The sequence below is a fragment of the Pseudomonas ceruminis genome (genome assembly GCF_021602025.1).
Lineage (GTDB): Bacteria > Pseudomonadota > Gammaproteobacteria > Pseudomonadales > Pseudomonadaceae > Aquipseudomonas > Aquipseudomonas ceruminis.
The window spans coordinates 1-22416 of record NZ_BQHW01000043.1; the positions used below are offsets into that span (position 1 = coordinate 1).

Consider the following 22416-nt stretch of genomic DNA (forward strand, 5'->3'; position numbering starts at 1 on the left):
TTTCTCGGTCACTTGCTTGACCGCTTCGATCTTGAACTCTTCGGGGTAACGCTGACGACTCATGGCACCTCCTATTTGGGCCTCATTATGAGGCTTGGAGGTGTCTACGAAACCAGGGGCGATTCAAAGGCAATAAAGTTGCGAAGTTTGATGCTATCAATCTGCTGGGCGGACAAGGCAAATCTTCCCCTCGACTGCGTAAGCTGATCACATCCGATAGTCTAGGAAGAAGAAAAGGATAATTTTTGGGATAGCCTAGCGATTAGCCAAATGATTAATCCATTATTATCATAAGCTTAGGCTCTTTTCGATTCTTGGTACCGACAATACGCTGCATCAAGAAAGGCTCACCGAAAGATGGGCCTTTTCTGTTTGTGTGCCCCGTGCATTCCAAAATCACTAACAGGCGCCCTCTTTCAGGTAGCTCTCCCAGCCCGCGCAAGCCACCGTCAATGTACGCGATACTGCTTCGCGCCCACTATCGGCTGACACTCCACGCACTCGCCCCAGCGCCGCGGCAGCCTGTTCAAACGCAAGCGAATAAACTTTCGAATATTTTCATCAGGCGCCGTTTGAGTCAGCGCGTCCAGGAGGAGGGTGACAGCACCGATCTGGATATCCAGCTCCGGCCCTTCCAAGCGTGTCGCTCATATTCAGGATGAATTGCTGATCATTGGTGAAGGTCAACTCGAAGCACACACCTAATCGAAGCCGAGCACGCTCACAGACGAGGGCGTTCCATCAACCCTCCCAGTCGCTTATCAGAACGCCGTACTAACCGTCAGCGACACGTTCCGCGGGTCTCCATAAATCGCCCCCGCATAGAACCCATACTGGGTGTAGTAGTGCTTATCAAACAGGTTATCGACGTTCAGGCTGACCGACGTATCGTCCGTTACCTGATACTTGGCCATCGCATTCCATATCGCATACCCAGACCAGTTCACATCGGTCGACCCCGCACTCACCCCGTTCACAGGCTGCCCCGCCGGGCTGGAGATGGCGCGGATGTTGGTCTGTGCCTTGACGCCAGCGCCCAAGGTCAGGCGATCAAGCGGGCCGGACAAACGATAGGTAGTGGAAGCCTTGAACAAGTGCGAGGGGTCGCTACGCCCGTCACTGTCCACACGGCGGAAGTGCAGGTAGGTGTAGCCCGCATAGACGTTCCAGTTCGGGGTCAGGGCGCCGGCGATTTCCAGGTCGATGCCGTCGGTTTCCTGGCCGGTACCGGCCTTGTAGGCATCGCCACCGGTCGGGGTGGTCAGGCCGTCGTCGAGCACAGCCTTGTTTTCCTGCTTGGTGCGGAAGTACGCCGCCGATGCATTCAGGCGACCCTCCAGCCACTCGCCTTTGATGCCGGTTTCGTAGCTCTGGCCGCGAATGGGCTCGACCTTGGTGCCGCTCTCGGTTTCTGCCGTTTGCGGGTTGAAGATGTCGGTGTAACTGGCGTACAGCGAATAGGTGTCGTTGAGGTCGTACACGGCGCCCAGGTAGGGGGTGACGATGCCGTTGTTCTGCTGGGTGCTGCGCACGCCGCCAACGTTGCGGGTGGTGGCTGAATAGTCGGTGGTGCGCACGCCGGCGATCACCGACAGCGGGTCGGTGATGCTCAGGCGGGTGGCGGCGTACATGCCCTGCAAGCGGGTGGTGGTCTTGCTGTGGCGGCCGGTGCGGGAGGCGAGTATGTCGTAGTCGCTGTCCACACCGTTGTGCCAGTCAGTCAGCGGGAAGCCATTGTTGGCGCGGAACTGGCAACCGAGTGCAGGCGCGCTGATGCGGTTGTCGCTGGTCATGGTGCAGCTGTACTCCGGCGACCAAGCCACGGTGCGGCTGTCGTTGTAGCCGACCATCGCCTGGTGGGTGCGGCCAAACAGCTGGAACGGGCCAGACAGGTCGATCTGCGCCGACTGCTGGGTGGTGTCGCTTGAGCTGTGCAGGCCGTTGAGCACGGCGCCGCTGCCGTCCTGGTCCCAGTAACCGCCAAAACTGCCGCGCCCGGCGGAGTTGACCTTGGCCAGGCCGCGATGGTTGAGCACCTCAGCGGTGCTCTGGGCGCCTTTCAGGTCGAGGGTCCAGTCGTTGTCGAAGCGGTGCTGCAGCGAGCCGAAGGCGGTGCGGGTGGTGTACTCGCCGAAGCTCCAGCTGGGTACCAGGTTGGTGCTGCGGGGCAGGTCGGTCTTGCTGCCGTCGCGGTACCAGATGGGGATGTTGGCGCCCCAGCCACCGCCGACCACCTTGTTGTACTCGTACTGATAACCGGCGCCCAAGGTGGTGGCGTCGTCCAGGTCGAATTCGAAGTTGGCCAGCGCCGCGCGGGAGCGTTCGGACTGGTTGTCGCGGAACGAGTTGGCGTCCTGCTGGGTCATGACGAAGCGCGAACGCAGGCGGCCGTCTTCGGACAGTGGCAGGTTGAGGTCGGCGCCCAGGCGGCGCCGGTCCCAACTGCCGTAGGTGGCGTAGGCGCTGCCGCCAAAGGTTTTGGTCGGGGCCTTGCGGATCAGGTTGACGGTGGCCGAAGGGTCGCCCGTGCCGCCCAGCAGGCCATTGGCCCCGCGGACGATATCGATGCGGTCGTACAGGTCCATGTTCAACGCGTTGCCGCCCCCGTTGAAGTCGGAGCCACCCTGGAACTGCAGGCCATCGATCTTCCAATTGCTGATCGAGTAGCCACGGGCACGGAAGTCGGTACGCCCGCCCACCTCGGACTGGTTGGTGCTCACGCCCGGGGTAGTGTCCAATGCCTGTTGGATGGTATGGATATCGCGGTCATCCATCTGCTGGCGGGTAATGCTGGTAACCGACTGTGGGGTCTGCCGGGGGGTCAGCTTGAGGCCGGTCGAGCTGCGGGTGCTCTGTACCGTGTAGCCAAGCTGGCCGGCCGCGTCGGCAGGCAGCAGGGCGCTGTCTTCGACCTGCGTGGCGTCCAGCTCCAGGGGGGCGCTGGCGGCCATGGCGGTGCCGCTGGCAGCCAATGCAACAAAGAAGGCAAGCGGGTGAATCGTCATGCGCTGAGGTTTCATTTGGGAAGGCTTCGTATTTGCAGATGATTTTTTGTTACGATTCTAGGGATCCGCCCTCTGGGCTCCATGCCCGGCTTGTACGGGGATGTAATCGAACGTAATGAGCGCTGCCGGCCCTCCCTTGACAGGTGTTTTCCCGATGAGCACAACCTTGCTAGTTGTCGATGATGACGACGAGATCCGCGAACTTCTCTGCGATTACCTTACCGATGCCGGCTATACCGTCCTGGCGGCGGCCGATGGTGACGGCATGCGCGAGCAGTTGGCCGCGCACAAGGTCGAGCTGGTGGTACTGGACTTGATGCTGCCCGGCGAGGATGGCTTGAGCCTGTGCCGGCAGTTACAGGCCACGCCAGGCCTGGCGGTGATCATGCTGTCGGCCAAGGGCAGTACGCTGGACCGGATCATCGGCCTGGAGGTGGGTGCCGATGACTACCTGGCCAAGCCGTTCGAGCCACGCGAACTGATCGCCCGCATCAAGGCGGTGTTGCGCCGCCCACAGCGTCAGGGCCCAGCGGCCGAGGAAGCTGAGGCCGAAGCCCACCACTTCGCCGGTTTCAGCCTCGACCACGTCAAGCGCCTGCTGACCCGCCCCGATGGCGAGGCGCTTACCCTGCCCCGCTCCGATTACCGGGTGCTGCGTGAGTTGCTGGAGGCCAACAACCGTGTGGTTTCACGCGATCAGTTGACGCGCAGTGCGTTCGGCCGCGACCACCATCCCGATGACCGTTCAGTGGACATGTGCATCAGCCGGCTGCGCCAGCAGCTGCGCCGTGCGCCGGGCAGCGCTGCGCAAATCCTCACTATCCGCAACGAAGGCTACCTGCTGAGCATCGCCCGCGCCGAGGCGGCCAGCTAAGGTGCGTTGGCTTCGCCGGCTGTGGCCGCGCACGCTGTTCGGTCAGTTGCTGCTGATCATGGTCAGCGGCACGCTGGTGATTCAGCTGGTATCGAGCAGCATCTGGTTCGATGTGCGCTTCGCCCAGGTGCTGGAAGCGCCGGTCAGGTTGATTGCCGCACGCACGGCCGGGTTAATTGCCCAGGCCGATTGCCAAGCCGGCAGCCTGCAGGTGCCGGCGCATTACCAACTGCGCTGTGTCGCCAGCGCCCCCGCCGCCGTGCAGGACCAACGCCGCGGCCGACACCGCGTCGAGCTGTTGCTGCAGCAGGCGCTCACGTATGAACTTGGCCATCCTCAGCCGGTGCGCCTGCTCAAGGTGCAACTGACCGATGAGCTGGGCCAGCCGATTGTGTGGCGCAGCCTGTTCGGGCTGCGCACGGCGCAGGCGCATATCCAGTTCGCCGTGCCCTTGGCCAACGGCCAGTGGCTGGCCATCGACGGCGTGGAGCTGCAAGGCTGGAGCGGCGAATCGGCCTGGGTGTTGATCAGCGATTATCTATTGCGGGTGTATGCCCTGCGCATCGTCGCTGTGCTGCTGGTCTGCCTGCTTGCCGTGCGCCTGTGCCTGCGCCCGCTGCGGCGCCTGGCCGACGCGGCACGTGGCCTGGGCAGCAACCTGGAACAGCCGCCACTGGCACTGGACGGCCCAGAAGAGGTGCGCCAGGCCGCCCAGGCGTTCAACGCCATGCAGCAGCGCTTGATTGCCATGGTCAATGACAAGGCCTACTTCCTTGCCGCCGTGTCCCACGACCTGCGCACGCCGTTGACGCGCATGCGCCTGCGGCTTGAGCGGCTGCCCGATGATGAGCACCGCGAGCGGCTGCGGCAGAACATTACACAGATGGATGACATGATCGGCCAGGTGCTGGATTACCTGCGCGCAGGTGAACAGCAGAACCTGCAGCAGGTGGATGTGGACCGCCTGGTAGCACGGCTGTGCGCCGACCTGGCCAGTGCCGACGAGCCCCTGCCGGTGCAGGGCAAGGGCGGTAGCTTGCGGGTCGATGCCTTGTTGCTGCAGCGTTGCCTGCAGAACTTGCTGGTCAATGCCCTGCGCTATGCCAGGGAGGTTTCCGTTACGCTGGAGCGCGCTGGCACGGGTGTGCACATCCATGTAGACGACCGTGGGCCGGGGGTGTCACCGGGGCTGCTGGCGACCATCACTGATCCGTTTGTGCGCGGTGAAGGGTCCCGCAACCATGGGTCGGGTGGTTACGGGTTGGGGTTGAGCATCGCCCAGCGGATTGCCGCCAGCCATGGGGGTGAGTTGATGCTGACGAACCGTGAGGGTGGCGGGTTGCGTGTCAGCATTCTTTTGCCTGGTTAGGGGGCTTGTAATGCGAAACAGGTTACGGCACCGGCTGCGCCGGTGTTCGCGGGGCAAGCCCGCTCCCACAGGGAGTGTGTTGATTTCTAGGGGGTGAGCGACAATACAACCTATCATCAGGTAATAGTGTTTTACCGATTCGCCTGGTTTTCCGCACGGCCAGTTTGCCTATGCTTGCCCCGGTCATCCTGCCTGCGATGGACCCATGAAACACTCTCTACCCAGCCGCTACGCCTGCCTGGCGATCTGCCTGATATTCACCTTCGCCAGCCTCCCCTTGCTCGCCACGCACACCTGGCTCTGGCCGCTGACAGTGGTCACCGCCCTGCTCAGCCTGGTCGGCCTGAACGACCTGCGCCAGAGCCACCATGCAGTACGGCGCAATTATCCGATCCTGGGCAACATCCGCTACCTGATCGAAACCATCCGCCCGGAAATCCGCCAGTACCTGATCGAAGGCGACGACGACAAACTGCCCTTCTCCCGCTCCCAACGCTCGCTGGTCTACGCCCGGGCCAAGAACGAGAGCGCCGAGAAAGCCTTCGGCACGCTCAACGATGCCTACAAGCCAGGCTTCGAATTCATCAGCCATTCGATGCTGCCGGTGGCCACCCCGGACCCTGCTTCATTCCGCATCGCCATCGGCGGGCCGCAGTGCCGCCAGCCCTACTCGGCGTCGATCTTCAACATCTCGGCCATGAGCTTCGGCGCACTCAGCGCCAACGCCATCGCGGCGCTGAACCAGGGTGCGCGCCTGGGCCGCTTCGCCCACGACACGGGCGAAGGCAGCATCAGCCCCTATCACCGCGAGCACGGCGGCGACCTGATCTGGGAAATCGGCAGCGGTTATTTCGGCTGCCGTAACGAGCAAGGCCGCTTCGACCCGCAGCGCTTCGCCGACCAGGCGCGCGACCCACAGGTGAAGATGATCGAGATCAAGCTCAGCCAGGGCGCCAAACCCGGCCACGGTGGCATCCTGCCGGGGCACAAGGTCAGCGCGGAAATTGCCGCCACCCGTGGCGTGCGCGTGGGCGAAGACTGCATTTCCCCTGCGGCCCACAGCGCCTTCCGCACGCCGCTGGAGCTGCTGCACTTTGTCGCCAGCCTGCGTGAGTTGTCAGGTGGCAAACCGGTGGGTTTCAAGTTCTGCCTGGGCCACCCGTGGGAGTTCATGGGCATCGCCAAAGCCATGCTGGCCACCGGCATCACCCCCGACTTCATCGTCGTCGATGGCAAGGAAGGCGGCACCGGCGCGGCGCCGCGCGAGTTCAGCGATAACATGGGCGTCCCCATGCGTGAGGGGTTGATGTTCGTGCACAACACCCTGGTGGGCCTGAACCTGCGCTCGAGTATCCGCATCGGCGCGGCGGGCAAGATCGTCAGTGCCTTCGATATCGCCAGCGTGCTGGCGATCGGTGCCGACTGGGTCAATTCGGCGCGCGGCTTCATGTTCGCCATCGGCTGCATCCAGTCGCAGAGCTGCCACACCAACAAGTGCCCGACCGGCGTGGCCACCCAGGACCCGTTGCGCCAGCGTGCGCTGGTAGTACCCGACAAAGCCCAGCGGGTGGCCAGCTTCCACCGCAACACCTTGCACGCCCTGGCCGAAATGCTTGCGGCCGCAGGCCTCGAGCACCCGTCGGAGCTCAAGCCCAAGCACCTGGCGCGGCGCATCAGCACCAGCGAGATCAGCCTGTTCTCCGACCTGCACCAATTCCTCAAGCCGGGCGAATTGCTCAGTGGCGCGATCGAAAGCGAGTTCTATGCGCGGATGTGGCGGATGGCGCGCAGTGACAGCTTTGCGCCGCAGACGGGGGACATGGCTGTGGTGCCAGCGGCACCGGCACGCAGAAAAGAAACAGCCCCGGCATAGGCCGGGGCTGCTCGGTACAACCAATCAGTATCAGAAGATGCTGATCGGGTACTCGACGAATACGCGGACTTCGTTGCCGTCGTCGTTGTAGCCGTTCTGGCGTACAGCGTTGTTGGTGCGAACGAACGAGCTGCGCAGCTTGATCGACAGGTCCTTGGCCGGGCCGTCTTGAACGACGTAACGGATCTGGTTGAAGATTTCGCGCTCTTTACCTTCGCCGAAGCCTTGTGGGTTGGCGATGTTGCGGGTGTTGATGTTGTCACCCACCACGTAGGCCAGCTTGTAGGTCAGGCCCGGGATACCGTAGGCACCGAAGTCCAGACCGTAGCCCAGCTGCCAGGAGCGCTCGTCTTCGGCGTTGAAGTCGGACCAGTAGGAGTTGGCCAGGTAGATGGTCGAACCACCGTCACCCACGCCGCCCTGGTTCTGGTACCAGCCGTAGTTGTAGCCGGTGCTGCCGGTGCTGCGCTGGTGCGCGATGGTGAACGAGTGCGCACCGTAGGCGTAGGTCGCGGCCAGGCTCCAGATGGTGTTGGAGTCGCCGTTGAGGCCAGCTTCCTGAACGTACTTCTTGTCGATGTCCGACTTGTAGCCGTTGAAGTCCAGGGTCAGGGACTGGTCGCTGGCAATCGGGAAGACGTAGTTCAAGCCCAGGTAGTGCTTCTTCATCACGTCTTCGTTGTCGGCGGTGTACAGCGAAGCGGTGAAGTTGTCGGTGAACTTGTAGCTACCACCGAAGACGTTGATCGACTTCAGGCCGCCACCGTCACGGCGCTCGGCACTCTTGCGCGCTTCCTGAGTGAAGCGGCCGGCGTTCAGTTCCAGGCCCTGGATCTCTTTGGAGGTGATCAGGGTACCGGTGAAGCTTTCTGGCAGCAGACGGGCGTCGTCGTACTGCAGCACTGGCAGTGCTGGCATCTGGTCACCGTACTTGAGCACGGTGTTGGAGATGCGGAATTTCACGGCTGCGCCGCCACGGGCCAGGTTATGCGGCGAGCTAGCGTTGCCGTCGGCATTGGTGGTTTCGTGTGGCTTGAAGAAGTCGACGCCGCCGCCACCGTTGTGGCCCTTGCCGCCGTCCAGACGCAGGGCGTACAGGCCGAATGCGTCGACACCGACACCGACGGTGCCCTGGGTGAAACCGGAGGAGAAGTTGGCGATGACGCCTTGGCCCCATTCGATCTGGTCATCGGTACCGTGTTTCTTGTCACGGTTGATGTAAGCGTTGCGCAGGAGGACGTTTGCGTGGCTGTCCTCGATGAAGCCCTTGCTGTCGGCCTGCTCGTTGGCCTGGGCCTGGGTCGCGGCGATCATCGCCAAGGCGACCAGGCTGATCCTGGTTTTCAACATGTTGTTTTCCTTATTTCTTAATCAAAAACGCTCTGCAATATGACGCCAGGAACCAACGCCCCTTCGTAGGTTCGACGCTATGCGGATCCAAACTGAAAAGCCCGCCGAGGGTCGCGTGGCGGGCCTTGTGCAGCAGCATGGCCAAGTCATGGCCAGCAGGCGTTGGCCGAATCCTAGCCGTGTGCGATTACAAATGTCAAAAACTCGTGAAATGCAGGTTGATATAACCAAAATCACGGTCGGGAATAGTGCATTTCCATACAGGTTCGCGCCATCGGCGGGCAATTTGTCTCCTGTCGGATAAAGCGGTTTAAGTCAGCCGATTTTTCGCCCCGGGCAGCACCAAAGCACTAGTTACAAAGTGATACATATGTAAAGACAAGGCTTTACAAATACCCAAGCAGCAGTAAATGGCAAGCATTACCATTCGCACCTTTTTATCATCTGCCTCCGGTCCGGATACCCATGCTTGCCCCTTGCCGCCTTTCGCCCCTGACGCTTGGCCTGTCGCTGCTGTTCAGCGCCAGCCTGGCCAGCGCCGCTACCACGACCCTGCCCGAACTGGCGGTTACCGCCGACAGTGAGCGCGAAGAAGACAACCCGCGTGTGAAGGACGTCAGCACTGCCACACGCACCTCCACCCCCGTGCGCTATGTGCCGCAGGCCATCGACACGGTGAAGACGGCCAACGTGCTGGACTACGGCAGCAGCTCGCTGGGCAAGGCGCTCGAAGGCATCCCCAACGTCAGCAGCGGCGCCGATACCCGCTTCGATAGCGTGCGTATTCGCGGCTTCGAGGCGAGCAACGACTTCTACCTGGACGGTATTCGCGACGACAGCCAGTACATTCGGGACCTGCACAACATCGAGCGGGTCGAAGTGCTCAAGGGGCCGGCAGCAGTACTGTATGGCCGTGGCAGCCAGGGCGGTATCGTCAACCGGGTCAGCAAGGCGCCGGAGCATGGCCGCCGCTCCTCCATCGAGGCCCAGGGCGGCAGCCAGGACCTGCGCAGCCTGTACGCAGACCTGAGCGCCGACCCCAGCGACACGCTTAGCCTGCGCCTGAACATGGGCAACGAGGACAGCAACAGTTTCCGCGATGGCATCGATGGCAGCCGCCAGCTGTTCGCCCCGTCCATGAGCTGGCAGCTCTCGCCCGACCTGAACTGGCTGGTGCAGTACGAGTACAGCCGCTACAACCGCACACCCGACCGTGGCATCCCTGGCGTCAACGGCCGCCCGGCAGATGTCAGCCGTAGCACCACCTACGGCGATACCCAGCGCGACTACATCGATGACCGTGCGCAATCCTTGCGCTCGCGGCTCAACTACCAGCTCAACGACAGCTGGCAACTGCGCCACACCCTTGGCCTGTTCAAACTCGACAGCGAGTTCGATAACACCTATGCCACGGGCTACAACGCAAGCAACAACACGGTTACGCGGCAGCGCTGGCAGCAAGACCTGAACACCCGCAACCTGTTCAACAACCTCGAAGCCGAAGGCGACCTGGCCACCTGGGGCGTGGAGCACAAGGTGCTGCTGGGCCTTGAGTTCGGCAACCAGCGCCGCGACCCCACGCTGTCTACCGCTGCCGCCGTGTCGGCCGGAGGCCAGCCGGTGCCCAGCCTGAGCCTGAACCACCCCGACCGCCACCTGCAGCACAACGGGCGCATGGTGGTCTCCAGCGACAACCACACGGTGGTCGACAGCCGAGGCCTGTACCTGCAAGACCAGATCCGCCTCAATGATCAGTGGCAGATCCTGGCCGGCGTGCGCTTCGACCAGTTCGAAGTACAAACCACCAACAACGTGCGCAACCTGACCGAAAAACAGGACAGCAACACCACCAGCCCACGCCTGGGCGTGGTCTATACGCCATGGCGCGATCACTCGTTCTATGCGTCATGGAGCAAAACCTTCTCGCCTGTGGGCGGTGGCCTGATAGGCATCACCCCGGGCGCCCCCGGCAACACCAACGACACCGGCCCGGAACTGACCCGGCAGAAGGAGATCGGGGTCAAAAGCGACTGGTTCGACGAGCGCCTGAGCACCACCTTGGCCCTCTACGAGCTGGAGCTGTACAACCGCCGCACGCGTGACCCGAACAACCCGGAAATCACCCTGCTCAGCGGCCTGCAGCGCTCGCGTGGCATCGAGCTGACCGCCACCGGCAACATCGTCGGCAACTGGTATGTACGGGGCGGCATCGGTGTGCAGGATGCCACCGTGGTCAAGGACAACAACGGCCTGGAAGGCAACCGCATCAACGACGTCGCCAAACGCAACGCCAGCCTGTTCGTCACCTGGAAGCCGGAACTTGGCTGGTACGCCGAAACCGGGCTGACCCTGGTCGGTGAGCGTTATGCCGACAACCAGAACACCACGGTCATGCCCGGTTATGGCCGTTGGGATGCGCTGGCAGGATTGCGTACCCATGACTGGGATGTGCGGGCAGCGTTGAGCAACATTGCCGACAAGACCTACTACAGCTCGGCGACCAGTGCGGCGCAGATCCAGCCGGGCGACCCGCGCAGCCTGGTGGTGACGGGCACATACCGCTTCTAAGCGTGAAAGCCTGCGCCGGCCTTGGCGGGTAATGCCGCCCGCACAAACGAAAACGCCACCGCAATCGCGGTGGCGTTGTTCATGGTGCGGGCTCCTGCCCTGTTCAGTGCCATACACCCATCAGTGCTTCCAGCTCCGCATCGCTTAGCAGGCCTTGGGGGTAGCGGCCATCAAGCAAACGCCGTGGGTCGGTCGTCCTGACCTGACTGCTTCCCCGTTGTTTCAACCAGTGCGCCAGTGTTCTGAGCGCTTGGTGATTCAGTACCGATGGGCGCAAAGCCGACTCACTTGCTGTGTTCATGTCTACACGTACTCCCTAGGCCCGTGAGCGGCTAATCTACGTAGTGATTGTTACAGAATGGAGCGTCCGCCTGCCTGGCTTAACTCCATGAAAGGCAATACAAAACGTATGCCACTCGCACCTGCCGGGTGTCGCAAAAAAAAAGCCCGTCCTGGGACGGGCTTCTTCCGGCAACCTTGCTTCAGCGCTTGAACGGCGCCGGCTGCTGCTGGGTCAGGCAGTGGATGTTGCCGCCGCCGAGCAACAGTTCACGGCCAGGGATCATCACCACTTCATGGTCCGGGAACACCTTGGCCAGAATCGCTCTGGCCTGGGCATCTGCCGGGTCATCGAAGCTCGGCGCGATGATGCCGCCGTTGACGATCAGGAAGTTCACGTAGGACCCGGCCAGGCGTACCGACGGGTCACGTTCCTGGCTACCGGCCACCTGGTCGACACCCGCACATTCTTCTTCAGTGGCGAACAGCGGGCCCGGGATTGGCATCTTGTGCACCACGAACTCGCGACCTTTGGCATCACGGCTGTTTTTCAGCACGTCATACGCTGCATGGCAGCGTGCGTAGTTGGGGTCGTTGGAATCATCGGTCCAGGCCAGTAACACTTCACCAGGGCTGACGTAACAGCAGAAGTTGTCGACGTGGCCGTCGGTTTCATCGTTGTACAGGCCATCCGGCAGCCAGACGATGGTTTCCACGGCCAGGTGCTCACGCAGGATGTCTTCGATCTGCTCGCGGTTCAGGTGCGGGTTGCGGTTATGGTTGAGCAGGCATTCTTCGGTGGTGATCAGGGTGCCTTCCCCGTCCACATGGATCGAACCGCCTTCCAGCACGAAGCCTTCGGTGTAATAGCGCTGGCAGCGCTCCATCTCCAGCACCTTGGCGGCCAGCTCCTCGTCACGGTTCCACGGCGCGTACAGGCCACCCTCGAAGCCACCCCAGGCGTTGAAGCCCCAGTCCACGCCACGCACTTCGCCAGCGTCGTTGATCACGAAGGTTGGGCCGGTGTCGCGCACCCAGGCGTCGTCATTGCTGATTTCCACCACGCGGATATTGGGCAGGTCGAGCTGGCGACGGGCGTTTTCGTATTGGCCAGCGGAAACCGCCACGGTGACCGGCTCGAAACGGGCGATGGCCTTGGCCAAGGTCACGTGGGCGGCCTGGGCAGGCTTGCCACCCAGGCGCCAGTTGTCAGAGCGCTCCGGCCAGACCATCCAGACCTGGCTCTGCGGCGCCCATTCGGCGGGCATGTGGAAACCGTCGGCGCGGGGGGTGGAGTTGAGGGTTTTCATGGTTAACCTCTGCATGGGCCCTGGGCCGATGGTCTATGGGGAGATGCCGAATTTATAACCGATATATATCGGCATTAAAAGCGGAAAAATTCTGAATGGTTAGCAAAAATGCCGCTCAACCCGATATCAATCGACCTGAGCGGCATTCCGTAGCTTACAGGTCTTCGGACAGAATCCGGTCTACGCTGTCCACAAAATAGTCAACGCTGGCGCGTGTGGTGCACATTGGAGGCTTGATCTTGAGGATGTTCAAGTAGTCCCCGGTGGGCTGCATGAAGATCCCCAAGTCACGCAGGCGGTTGCACAACACTGTGGTTTCTTCAGTGGCGGGCTCCAGCGTCTGGCGGTCACGCACCAACTCCAGCCCCAGGTAGAAGCCCGAACCATGCGCTGCGCCAGCCAGTGGATGTTTATCGACCAACGCCTGCAGCCGCGCCTTGAAGTAACGCCCGGTTTCGCGGGTGTTCTGCCACAGCCCTTCCTTTTCCATCACATCCAGCACGGCCATGCCGATGCGGCAACTGACCGGGCTGCCACCGGCGGAGGAGAAGAAGTAGCCCTCCGCCTCCAGCGCCTCAGCAATCTCGCGCCGGGTGATCACGGCCCCCAACGGCTGGCCATTGCCCATGCCCTTGGCCATGGTGATGATGTCGGGCACAACGCCCTGCTCCTCGAAGCCCCAGAAGTACTCGCCCAGGCGGCCGTAACCCACCTGCACCTCGTCGGCGATACACACGCCGCCACGGGCACGTACCTTGGCATAGGCATCCTGCAGGTAGCCAGCCGGCAACGAGATACCGCCGGCATTGCCATATACCGGCTCACAGATCATCCCGGCCAGCTGGCGGCCGCGGGCATCGATGTCGACAAGTTTGGCATCCACGTCGCGCAGGTAATCGGCAGCACTGTCCTCCCCGCGAAAGCGACCGCGGAAGGTATTTGGCGCTTCGACCGGGTGTACCCAGTCTGGCCGGGTTTCCAGGGCCTGCGGGTTATCGGCGATCGAGGTGGAGATGGCATCGGTGGCCACCGACCAGCCATGGTAGGCCTCCAGTACGCTGAGCAAGTCGCGCCCGCCGCTATAGGCCCAGGCCAGGCGAATCGCCAGGTCGTTGGCCTCAGTGCCACTGTTGACCAGGAACACCCGATCGAAGCCGGCAGGTGCCAGCGCGAGCAGGCGCTCGGAGAATTCGGCGATGGCGGCGTAATGGAAGCGCGAGTTGGTATTGACCAGTGACCACTGGCGCGCCGACTCGGCAGCCATCCGCGGGTGGCCATGGCCGAGCACTGCGACGTTGTTGAGCATGTCCAGGTAGGACCGGCCCTGCATGTCGATCAGGTAGTTGCGCCAGCCGCGCTCGATGTGCGGCGGCTGTGCATAGTAGTGCTTCTGCGAGCGAGCGAAGCTGGCGTCGCGGCGGGCCAGCAACGCCTGTGGGTCTGCCAGGGGCTCGGCGTCACAGTCAAAGCCCAGCAGCCCTGCGGGAGACGGGCACAGGGCCAGCCAGGCTGGCGCGTGTGACGGGGTGGCGAAGAACGGCGGCTGGGTCGCGCTGTCCAGGCACAGTTGCACGCTCAGCAAGCCACCGCTGCGGCCCAGCGCCTGGCCCTGCTCCAGGGCCTGCCCATCGGCCGGGGCATCTTCAAGGCCGCCCAGCCACAAGGCCCAATGCGCCGTGCGCAAACAGCCGCGGCCCTCGCCGTGGCGTTGCCAGGTGCCGGCTTGTGGCGCCTGTACCACGCTGCCACTGGGCACCTGCAGTTCGACACCCAGTGCACAGGTCGCCGGTTCTTCAGGGCGGTCGATATGGGTTTGCGACAGGCGATACTGCCCATACAGGCTGCACGCAGGCGCGGGCTGGGCTGCCAACAGGCGCTGGTCGAAGCCTGGCTGTTCCCAGTTGCCCGCCTCGCAGTGCGGGCTCAGCACACCCAGGTCGACCCTGGTGACCGCCTGCCCGGCCAGGCCCGGCAGCAACGGTACACCACCGGCCAACTCCGGCGCGGCCGGGGTGATGCCAGCGGCCTGCAGGATGGCCGCTTCCATCAGAGAGAACGGCACGGCGGTGGCCGTGTTGAAAATGTCCCACTCATGGCCGATGTTGTCGCGGGTGTACTGGTTGCCCGGGTCGACGGCCAGTTGCTGCTCGCTGCTCAGCACCAGCACCGCGGCACGGTTCAGCACCAGCGGCCAGAGGGCACGCAGTTCGGCTTCTTCCAATGGGTTGATAGCCTGGTAAGCCCGTACTGCCGGCAGGATGCGCAGCGGGTCACCTTGAGCGTGGTGCAACAAGGCGGCACAGGTGACCGACAGGTCGGCGACCCGCCAGGTATGCAACAGGTCACCGAAATCGATGACGCCTTGCAGTTGCCACTGGCGCTCGCTGTCACGGGCCCAAACGGCATTGTCGTCGGTGATGTCCAGGTGTACGGCCTGGCTCGGCAGTTGCCCGGCGAGCGGTGCCAGGTGTGCGGCGGCCAGGCGCGTAGCCTGCTCGATACGCGCGCGTTGCTCCGGCGCCTGCAGCACGGGCAACAGGTGTTCGATCAAGGGTTGGGCATGCTGCGGGTCCCATTGCAGGGTGCGCACCAGGCCTGGGTGGTCAAAGCCGGCCAGGGCCTTGTCGACCCGCGCGCACAGCGCACCCAGTTCAGCCATCAGGCGCGGTTGCATGTGCTTCAGGCGCGTCAGCGGCTGGCCTTCGATGTAATCGAGCAGGCGCGCACGCAGCGGCTGCCCGTCCACCTCCAGCGCCAGCAGCGCCTGCCCGTCACGTGCCGGGCGCACCCCCGGCACCGGCACCCCTTGCCCGCGCAGGTAGGCCAGCGCCGCATGCTGCGCCTCGAGCTCCACCTGGGCATAACTGCCGTGGCACACCTTGAGCACATAACGCCCCTGCCCCGTGTCCAGCCGGAAGTTCAGGTCCTGCTGGCTGCCCAACTCGGCCAGGCTGCCGGCAAGGTCGTAGTGCGCCTGCAGCAGGGCGTGCGCCTGGGCTTCGCTGAGCGACGGGCTGGGCAGACTGGAGCGCTGGATCAGGGTACTGAGGGGCATGAAGATGAAACCTCTTTTACTTTTCGCTTATCTCGCCACTGCCAAGGCCGATAAACAAGAGGCAAAGATGAAATGATGATCGTGCGTCCATGCGCAGACCCGTCGACAATCTAGGCTCCAAGGGGCCAAGGCGGCAAAACTGAAAATGACCGGTAAGGTCGAAATCTGAGCACACTGGTCAAAGAATCGACATGAATATACTCATCACCGATATACCTGACTTGCTGATCATCGAACCCAAGGTCTTTGGCGATAGCCGCGGCTTCTTCCTTGAAAGCTTCAATGCCCGCGAGTTCGCCAGCCAGACCGGCGTCGAGGCCCGTTTCGTCCAGGACAACCACTCACGTTCGCAACTCGGGGTGCTACGCGGGCTGCACTACCAGATCGACAACCCCCAGGGGAAACTGGTCCGCGTGACCCACGGTGAAGTGCTCGACGTTGCTGTGGACATCCGCCGCAGCTCGCCGACGTTCGGCCGCTGGGTGGCGACCCGGCTCGATGCCGTGGAGCACCGTCAGTTCTGGATTCCACCAGGGTTTGCCCATGGCTTTCTGGTGCTGAGTGAGTCGGCCGACTTCCTGTACAAGACCACCGAGTACTACAACCCGGCCGCCGAGCGCTGCATCCGCTGGGATGACCCGCAACTGGGCATCGACTGGGGCCTGGAGCAGCCGCCGCTGCTGTCAGCCAAGGACCAGGCCGGTGCGCTGCTGGGGCAGGCGGACCTGTTCCCATGAAGCTGCTCGTCTGCGGCCACAACGGCCAGGTCGCCCAGGCGCTGCAAACGCACTTGGCGGGGCTTGGCGAGCTGCACCTGTGGGGCCGCGAGCAGTTGAACATGGCCCACCCCGCGTCCCTGCGCGAACCGCTGCGCCGGCTCGCGCCCGACCTGATCATCAACGCCGCGGCCTACACCGCCGTGGACCAGGCTGAAAGCGAGCCGGATACGGCCTATGCCATCAACGCCGAAAGCCCCTGCGTGCTGGCTGAAGAAGCCCTGCGGCTAGGTGCCCCGCTGATCCATTACTCCACCGATTATGTTTTCGACGGTGAAAAGGCCACCCCCTACAACGAAAAAGACCAACCCCACCCGCTGGGGGTGTATGGGCGCAGCAAGCTGGCCGCAGAACGGGCCATTGCCGCAGTGGATGGCCAGTACCTGATCCTGCGTACCAGCTGGGTCTACTCGCTGCATGGCCGTAACTTCCTGCTGACCATGCAACGCCTGCTGCAGGAAAAACCCCAGCTGCGCGTCGTGGACGATCAAATTGGCGCGCCTACCTGGGCAGGCAGCATCGCCGCCAGCACCCTTGAACTGATCGAGCGTTGGCACGCCGGGCGCGCAGGCGCCTGGGGCACCTACCACCTGACGGCCCAAGGGGAAACCTCGTGGTTCGGTTTTGCCCAGGCCATCGCTGAACAGCTCAAGGCCCAAGGCCTGCCCTGCGCCGAGCTGCTACCGATCCCGTCCAGCGAGTACCCCACACCCGCGCGCCGCCCGCTCAATTCGCGCCTGGACTGCTCACGCCTGGCCCGCGAATGGGACGTGCACCTGCCGCATTGGCAGCAGGCGCTGATCGACTGCCTCAAGTAGCGCATAATTGCGCCAGACTCCTCTGGCGCATTTACGCGATGATTGCAAAACCCACGCACCCACGCCGTCCCCGCTGGCGCAGCCTGGCCTTGTTGGCGCTGTGCCTGGCCCCCTTGCTGTGGCCGCTGCACCACCTTGCCGAACGCTATTACCAGGATGAACTGGCCTCGCAGAACCGCCAGACCCTGGACCTGTATGTCGCCAACTTGCTGGGCACCCTGCACCGCTATGAAACCCTGCCGCAGATCCTCGGCGACCTGCCGGCGCTGCGCGGGGTGCTGGCCGACCCGTTCAAGCTGGAAACGGTGACCAACGCCAACCGCCTGCTCAAGGACATCGTTCACCAGACCGGTGCCGAGGTGATGTACCTGATGGACGTCAGCGGCAACACCCTGGCCGCCTCCAACTGGGACAAGCACGACAGCTTCGTCGGCCGTAATTTCGCCTTCCGCCCCTACTTCAACGAGGCCATGGCCGGGCACCTGGGGCGCTTCTTCGGCCAGGGCACCACCTCGGCCAAACGCGGCTACTTCTTCGCCGCGGCCGTGCGCGACCGTGAACGTATCGTCGGCGTGCTGGTGGTCAAGGTCGACCTCGACCATACCGAAACCCTCTGGGGCCGCACCCCGGAGCAACTGCTGCTGACCGACCATAACGGCGTGGTGATCCTCACCTCTCGCCCAGACTGGCGCTTCCGTGCCACACGGGTGCTGACCGAGGCCGAACGCCAGGCGATCATCGCCATCCAGCCCTACCCGACCCAGGCGCCACAGCCGCTGGTGCTCAACCAGGATGCCTGGCTGACGCAGACCCGCGACATCAAGGAAACCGGCTGGCAGGTCAGCATCCTTGCCCCGCGCATGCTGGTCGACCGCTCGGTGCAGACGGTGATGGCCATTGGTGCGGGCGCGTTGCTGGTGTTGATGTTGCTGGCCGGCCTGGTGATGCAACGGCGCCGGCATTACATCGACCGCATCGACTTCGAAGCGCGGGGCCGCCAGGAGCTGGAAAACCGCGTGGTGGAGCGTACAGCCGACCTCGAAGGGCTCAATACCCGGCTGAAAAACGCGGTGCTGGAACGCGAGAACGCCCAGCAGGAGCTGGTCCGCGCCCAGGACGAATTGGTGCAGGCCGGCAAGCTGTCAGTGCTTGGCACCATGTCGGCGAGCATCAGCCATGAACTCAACCAGCCGTTGGCGGCCATCCGCAGCTACGCGGAAAACGCCGAGGTCCTGCTCGATCATCAGCGCACCGAGGAGGCCCGCGGCAACCTCAAGCTGATCGGCGAGCTGACCGGGCGCATGGCTTCGATCATCGCCCACCTGCGGGCCTTCGCCCGCCGCGATCGCCACGCCCCTGAAAGCGTGGCCCTGCAGCCAGCGCTGGACGATGCCCTGGCCCTGCTGGCCAAGCGGCGCCGGGCGATGGCCGTGGAGCTGATCCGCGACCTGCCAGATGCCACGCTGTGGGTACAGGCGGGTGAAACGCGCCTGCGCCAGGTGCTGGGCAACCTGCTGGCCAATGCCCTCGATGCCCTGACCGAAAAGGCCAACCCCCGTCGGCTCTGGCTGAGTGCCGAAAAGCGCGATGAGTACGTCTACCTGTTCATCCGCGACAACGGCCCAGGCTTCAGCCGCCAGGCCCTGGAGCACGCCAAGGAACCGTTCTTCACCACCAAGACCCGCACCCAGGGGCTGGGCCTGGGCCTGGCCATCTGCGAAAGCCTGATGCGCGCACTGGGCGGCGAACTGCTGTTGGCCAACCACCCGGAAGGCGGTGCCTTGCTTACCCTGCAGTTACGCATGGCAACGCCCGGCGCCAACCTGCAACCTTCGGAGGACCCCTCGGCATGACGACCGAGACACAAATCGATAGCCAGGCCCAGGTGCTGCTGGTCGACGACGACCCGCACCTGCGCCAGGCCCTGAGCCAGACCCTGGACCTGGCCGGGCTCAAGGTGGTCGCCCTGGCCGATGCCCAGGGCCTGGCCGAACGTATCGCGCCAGACTGGCCCGGCGTGGTCGTCAGCGACATCCGCATGCCGGGCATCGATGGCCTGCAACTGCTGGAACAACTGCATGGCCGCGACAGCGAACTGCCGGTGCTGCTGATTACCGGCCACGGCGATGTACCGCTGGCCGTGCAGGCCATGCGCGCCGGGGCCTACGACTTCCTGGAAAAACCCTTTGCCAGTGACGCCCTGCTCGACAGCGTGCGCCGCGCCCTGGCCCTGCGCCGACTGGTGCTGGACAACCGCAGCCTGCGCCTGGCCCTGAGCGACCGCCAGCAACTGGCCACCCGCCTGGTCGGCCATTCGTCCTCGATGCAGCGTTTGCGCGAGCAGATTGGCGCCCTGGCCGGCACCCGTGCCGATGTACTGATCCTCGGCGAAACCGGGGCGGGTAAAGAGGTGGTCGCACGCGCATTGCATGACCTGTCCAGCCGCCGCGAAGGCCCGTTTGTGGCGATCAATGCCGGTGCGCTGGCCGAGTCGGTGGTCGAAAGCGAACTGTTCGGCCATGAGCCCGGCGCCTTCACAGGCGCGCAGAAGCGTCGCATCGGCAAATTCGAGTTCGCCAATGGCGGCACGCTGTTCCTCGACGAAATCGAGAGCATGAGCCTGGATGTACAGGTGAAGCTGCTGCGCCTGCTGCAGGAGCGCGTGGTCGAGCGCCTGGGTGGCAACCAGCTGATCCCGCTGGATATCCGCATCATTGCCGCAACCAAGGAAGACCTGCGCCAGTCCGCCGACCAGGGCCGCTTCCGCGCCGACCTGTATTACCGGCTGAATGTGGCACCGCTGCGCATCCCGCCCCTGCGCGAGCGTGGTGATGACATTCTGGTGCTGTTCCAGCATTTTGCCGATACCGCCAGCCAGCGCCATGGTTTGCCGCCGCACAGCCTGCAACCTGCACAACGGGCCATGCTGCTGCGCCATGACTGGCCAGGCAACGTACGCGAGCTGCAGAACGCCGCCGAGCGTTTCGCCCTGGGCCTGGAGCTGGCCCTGGATGGCCAGCCAGCCGCTACGGCCGCGCCCGCCGCCCCGATACTGCTGGGCAACCTCAGTGAACAGGTTGAGCAGTTCGAACGCTCCCTGATCGCTGCCGAACTGGCCCAGCCGCACAGCTCCATGCGCAGCCTGGCAGAAGCCCTGGGCATCCCGCGTAAAACCCTGCACGACAAGCTGCGCAAGCACGGCCTGAGTTTTGAAGGCGGCAGCAGCGGCCCCGAAGACCATGAGGACACCCGCCCATGAGCAGCGATAGCCAGTACCTGCAAGCCGTACTGCACAGCGACATCCCCCTGACCCGTGAAATGGGCCTGGAAGTGCTCGATTGGCAAAGCCAGACCCTGCGTCTGCAACTGCCGCTGGCTGCCAACGTCAACCACAAGAGCACCATGTTCGGCGGCAGCCTGTATTGCGCGGCAGTACTGGTGGGTTGGGGCTGGCTGCACCTGCGCTTGCGCGAACTGGGCATCGATGACGGGCATATCGTCATCCATGAAGGCCAGATCAGCTACCCGCTGCCGGTCACCGGTGCAGCGGTGGCGCGCTGCGCCGCACCCGAAGAAAACACCTGGGCGCGTTTTTTAACGCTGTACCAGCGCCGTGGCCGTGCGCGGCTGACGCTGGAAACCACAGTGAGCAACCTCGGCAGCGACGCGCCCGCCGTCCGCTTCAGCGGGCAATACGTGCTGCATCGCTAATGGGTGAGCGCCGCAGCTACAAGGCCGTCGCCAGCGTCAAGAGTGCCTGGCGCCAGCGCGCTGCAGCGGGCAGGGCCAGGAAGAACGGGTTGAGCAAAGACGCGCGGGGCGGGTAGCAGAACGGCTGCCCGTCCAGGCCGATCACCTCGCCAGCGGCACCTTCCAGCACGCCCTGGGCGGCAGCCGTGTCCCACTGTGAGGTGGGTGCCAGACGCGGGTAACAGTCGGCGCTGCCTTCAGCGAGCAGGCAGAATTTCAGCGAACTGCCGATATTGGCCAGCTCGAGCTCTCCCACTGCGCTGCTCAGGCCAGCCAACAAGGCTTCCTGTTGCGGGCTGGAGTGGCGGCGGCTAGCCACGACGGTGAAACGGCCGTCGGCAGGCGGCGCATTGCGTACCTGTATCGGCAAGGCATCACAACCGGCCTCGGCACGCCAGGCCCCCAGGCGCCGGCCACCGAAATAGCAGCGCCCGCTGGTCGGCATCGACACCACACCAAACACCACTTCGCCGTTTTCGATCAGTGCAATGTTGACGGTGAATTCTTCGCTGCCCGCGATGAACTCCTTGGTGCCGTCCAGGGGGTCGACCAGCCACCAGCGCTGCCAGCCCTGGCGCTCGGCCAGCGGGATATTGCAGTCTTCCTCGGACAGTACCGGGATGTGCGGCGCCAGCGCCTGCAGGCCGTCGGCGATGACCCGGTGCGCGGCCAGGTCGGCAGCGGTCACCGGCGAGTCATCGGCCTTGTTGGTCACCGCCACATCGGCGCGCCAGAACGGCAGGATGGCCTCACCCGCCAGGCCGGCAAGCTTCACCACTTCCCGCATCAGTTGTTGATCGTTCATGCGTCGAGCAGCCCACGCTGGATCAGCAGGTCACGCGCCAGGTACAGCGCCGCCAGCGCCCGGCCCTCGGTGAACTGCGGGTGCATGGCCAGCGCCGAGAGTTCGCGCAGGTTGACCTTGTCGACCCGCATCGGCTCCGGCTCGTCGCCTTCCAGGCGTTCCTCGTAGAGGTCGCTGGCCAGCACCACCTGGATTTTCTGGCTCATGTAGCCAGGCGAAAGCGACAACTCGGTCAGGTGCTCCAGCTGACGTGCGCCAAAGCCCGCCTCTTCCTTGAGCTCGCGGTCGGCTGCTGCCAGCACGTCTTCACCCGGCTCTATCAGGCCTTTGGGCAGCGACAGTTCGTACTCATCGGTACCGCCGCAGTATTCCTCGACCAGCACCGCGTGCTCGGCGTCGAGCATCGCCACGATCATGACCGCGCCATAGCCATTGCCACGGCCGACCAGGCGCTCGTAGGTGCGCTCGGTGCCATTGCTGAAGCGCAACTGCACGGCTTCGACGCGGAACAGGCGGCTGCTGGCGACAATCTCGCGACTGAGGACGGTGGGTTTCTGGCGCATGGGGCGGCTCCTTGGCGTGAA

Annotated in this window: 16 protein-coding genes and 1 pseudogene; 10 read left to right on the forward strand and 7 right to left on the reverse strand. The window is 63.8% G+C overall.

All coding sequences use genetic code 11. The features are described 5' to 3' along the window. Positions 1-207, forward strand: a pseudogene (locus L6D80_RS28270) (hypothetical protein); the annotation flags it as partial. Between the two features lie 554 nt (positions 208-761). On the opposite strand, the gene L6D80_RS28280 reads toward L6D80_RS28270, so the two are convergent. Beyond that, on the reverse strand, positions 762-3005 hold the full coding sequence (locus L6D80_RS28280) for a TonB-dependent siderophore receptor (protein WP_223849196.1): 2244 nt from the start codon (positions 3003-3005) through the stop codon (positions 762-764). Between the two features lie 154 nt (positions 3006-3159). On the opposite strand from L6D80_RS28280, the gene L6D80_RS28285 reads away from it, so the two are divergent. The 3 genes from L6D80_RS28285 to L6D80_RS28295 all read left to right on the forward strand — a co-directional run bounded on the left by L6D80_RS28285 (position 3160) and on the right by L6D80_RS28295 (position 7121). Beyond that, positions 3160-3879 (forward strand): response regulator, encoded by a 720-nt coding sequence (locus L6D80_RS28285; RefSeq protein WP_176515498.1) that lies wholly within the window; start codon positions 3160-3162, stop codon positions 3877-3879. 1 nt (position 3880) lies between these two features. Beyond that, positions 3881-5248 (forward strand): ATP-binding protein, encoded by a 1368-nt coding sequence (locus L6D80_RS28290; protein ID WP_176515500.1) that lies wholly within the window; start codon positions 3881-3883, stop codon positions 5246-5248. Positions 5249-5453: 205 nt separating this feature from the next. Continuing rightward, complete coding sequence (locus L6D80_RS28295) at positions 5454-7121, forward strand: FMN-binding glutamate synthase family protein (protein WP_054903576.1); 1668 nt, start codon at positions 5454-5456, stop codon at positions 7119-7121. 30 nt (positions 7122-7151) lie between these two features. Here L6D80_RS28295 and L6D80_RS28300 read toward each other — a convergent pair whose 3' ends face one another. Continuing rightward, a complete protein-coding gene (locus L6D80_RS28300) occupies positions 7152-8471 on the reverse strand; it encodes an OprD family porin (RefSeq protein WP_054903575.1) in 1320 nt (439 codons plus the stop codon). 465 nt (positions 8472-8936) lie between these two features. Here L6D80_RS28300 and L6D80_RS28305 point away from each other — a divergent pair, with 465 nt between their 5' ends. Further along, positions 8937-11039 (forward strand): TonB-dependent receptor, encoded by a 2103-nt coding sequence (locus tag L6D80_RS28305; protein ID WP_176515502.1) that lies wholly within the window; start codon positions 8937-8939, stop codon positions 11037-11039. A 103-nt stretch (positions 11040-11142) separates the two neighbouring features. On the opposite strand, the gene L6D80_RS28310 is transcribed toward L6D80_RS28305, so the two are convergent. The 3 genes from L6D80_RS28310 to L6D80_RS28320 all read right to left on the reverse strand — a co-directional run bounded on the left by L6D80_RS28310 (position 11143) and on the right by L6D80_RS28320 (position 15683). Beyond that, complete coding sequence (locus L6D80_RS28310; protein ID WP_082422894.1) at positions 11143-11340, reverse strand: hypothetical protein; 198 nt, start codon at positions 11338-11340, stop codon at positions 11143-11145. 181 nt (positions 11341-11521) lie between these two features. Next, on the reverse strand, positions 11522-12628 hold the full coding sequence (gene aguA, locus L6D80_RS28315; protein WP_054903573.1) for an agmatine deiminase: 1107 nt from the start codon (positions 12626-12628) through the stop codon (positions 11522-11524). 154 nt (positions 12629-12782) lie between these two features. Continuing rightward, positions 12783-15683, reverse strand: coding sequence for an aminotransferase (locus L6D80_RS28320; protein ID WP_176515504.1), 2901 nt, complete (start codon positions 15681-15683; stop codon positions 12783-12785). Positions 15684-15874: 191 nt separating this feature from the next. Here L6D80_RS28320 and rfbC point away from each other — a divergent pair, with 191 nt between their 5' ends. The 5 genes from rfbC to L6D80_RS28345 are packed head-to-tail and all read left to right on the forward strand — an operon-like array spanning position 15875 to position 20988. Further along, a complete protein-coding gene (gene rfbC / locus L6D80_RS28325; protein ID WP_176515506.1) occupies positions 15875-16420 on the forward strand; it encodes a dTDP-4-dehydrorhamnose 3,5-epimerase in 546 nt (181 codons plus the stop codon). Continuing rightward, positions 16417-17277 (forward strand): dTDP-4-dehydrorhamnose reductase, encoded by an 861-nt coding sequence (rfbD, locus tag L6D80_RS28330; RefSeq protein WP_176515508.1) that lies wholly within the window; start codon positions 16417-16419, stop codon positions 17275-17277. Before rfbC ends, rfbD begins: the two co-directional genes overlap by 4 nt. Positions 17278-17315: 38 nt before the next feature. Continuing rightward, the gene (locus tag L6D80_RS28335) at positions 17316-19130 is read left to right on the forward strand and encodes a sensor histidine kinase (RefSeq protein WP_054903569.1); all 1815 of its coding nucleotides are present in this window, start codon (positions 17316-17318) and stop codon (positions 19128-19130) included. Continuing rightward, positions 19127-20536 (forward strand): sigma-54-dependent transcriptional regulator, encoded by a 1410-nt coding sequence (locus L6D80_RS28340; protein ID WP_176515510.1) that lies wholly within the window; start codon positions 19127-19129, stop codon positions 20534-20536. Before L6D80_RS28335 ends, L6D80_RS28340 begins: the two co-directional genes overlap by 4 nt. Continuing rightward, complete coding sequence (locus tag L6D80_RS28345; protein WP_176515512.1) at positions 20533-20988, forward strand: thioesterase domain-containing protein; 456 nt, start codon at positions 20533-20535, stop codon at positions 20986-20988. Before L6D80_RS28340 ends, L6D80_RS28345 begins: the two co-directional genes overlap by 4 nt. A 16-nt stretch (positions 20989-21004) precedes the next feature. On the opposite strand, the gene cysQ is transcribed toward L6D80_RS28345, so the two are convergent. Both cysQ and nudE read right to left on the reverse strand, forming a co-directional pair. Continuing rightward, positions 21005-21832 carry a 3'(2'),5'-bisphosphate nucleotidase CysQ gene (gene cysQ, locus L6D80_RS28350; RefSeq protein ID WP_176515514.1) on the reverse strand — a complete coding sequence of 276 codons (828 nt, stop codon included), beginning with the start codon at positions 21830-21832 and terminating at the stop codon, positions 21005-21007. Next, a complete protein-coding gene (gene nudE, locus L6D80_RS28355) occupies positions 21829-22395 on the reverse strand; it encodes an ADP compounds hydrolase NudE (RefSeq protein ID WP_054903565.1) in 567 nt (188 codons plus the stop codon). The genes cysQ and nudE overlap by 4 nt, the downstream gene beginning before the upstream one ends. Positions 22396-22416 lie beyond the last annotated feature (21 nt).

What these genes read in the sequence shown, in the direction of transcription:
- L6D80_RS28280 (WP_223849196.1), bottom strand. Translation starts at nt 3,005, where the DNA reads ATGACGATTCACCCGCTTGCCTTCTTTGTTGCATTGGCTGCCAGCGGC.
- L6D80_RS28285 (WP_176515498.1), top strand. Translation starts at nt 3,160, where the DNA reads ATGAGCACAACCTTGCTAGTTGTCGATGATGACGACGAGATCCGCGAA.
- L6D80_RS28295 (WP_054903576.1), top strand. Translation starts at nt 5,454, where the DNA reads ATGAAACACTCTCTACCCAGCCGCTACGCCTGCCTGGCGATCTGCCTG.
- L6D80_RS28300 (WP_054903575.1), bottom strand. Translation starts at nt 8,471, where the DNA reads ATGTTGAAAACCAGGATCAGCCTGGTCGCCTTGGCGATGATCGCCGCG.
- L6D80_RS28305 (WP_176515502.1), top strand. Translation starts at nt 8,937, where the DNA reads ATGCTTGCCCCTTGCCGCCTTTCGCCCCTGACGCTTGGCCTGTCGCTG.
- L6D80_RS28310 (WP_082422894.1), bottom strand. Translation starts at nt 11,340, where the DNA reads ATGAACACAGCAAGTGAGTCGGCTTTGCGCCCATCGGTACTGAATCAC.
- aguA (WP_054903573.1), bottom strand. Translation starts at nt 12,628, where the DNA reads ATGAAAACCCTCAACTCCACCCCCCGCGCCGACGGTTTCCACATGCCC.
- L6D80_RS28320 (WP_176515504.1), bottom strand. Translation starts at nt 15,683, where the DNA reads ATGCCCCTCAGTACCCTGATCCAGCGCTCCAGTCTGCCCAGCCCGTCG.
- rfbC (WP_176515506.1), top strand. Translation starts at nt 15,875, where the DNA reads ATGAATATACTCATCACCGATATACCTGACTTGCTGATCATCGAACCC.
- rfbD (WP_176515508.1), top strand. Translation starts at nt 16,417, where the DNA reads ATGAAGCTGCTCGTCTGCGGCCACAACGGCCAGGTCGCCCAGGCGCTG.
- L6D80_RS28335 (WP_054903569.1), top strand. Translation starts at nt 17,316, where the DNA reads ATGATTGCAAAACCCACGCACCCACGCCGTCCCCGCTGGCGCAGCCTG.
- L6D80_RS28340 (WP_176515510.1), top strand. Translation starts at nt 19,127, where the DNA reads ATGACGACCGAGACACAAATCGATAGCCAGGCCCAGGTGCTGCTGGTC.
- L6D80_RS28345 (WP_176515512.1), top strand. Translation starts at nt 20,533, where the DNA reads ATGAGCAGCGATAGCCAGTACCTGCAAGCCGTACTGCACAGCGACATC.
- cysQ (WP_176515514.1), bottom strand. Translation starts at nt 21,832, where the DNA reads ATGAACGATCAACAACTGATGCGGGAAGTGGTGAAGCTTGCCGGCCTG.
- nudE (WP_054903565.1), bottom strand. Translation starts at nt 22,395, where the DNA reads ATGCGCCAGAAACCCACCGTCCTCAGTCGCGAGATTGTCGCCAGCAGC.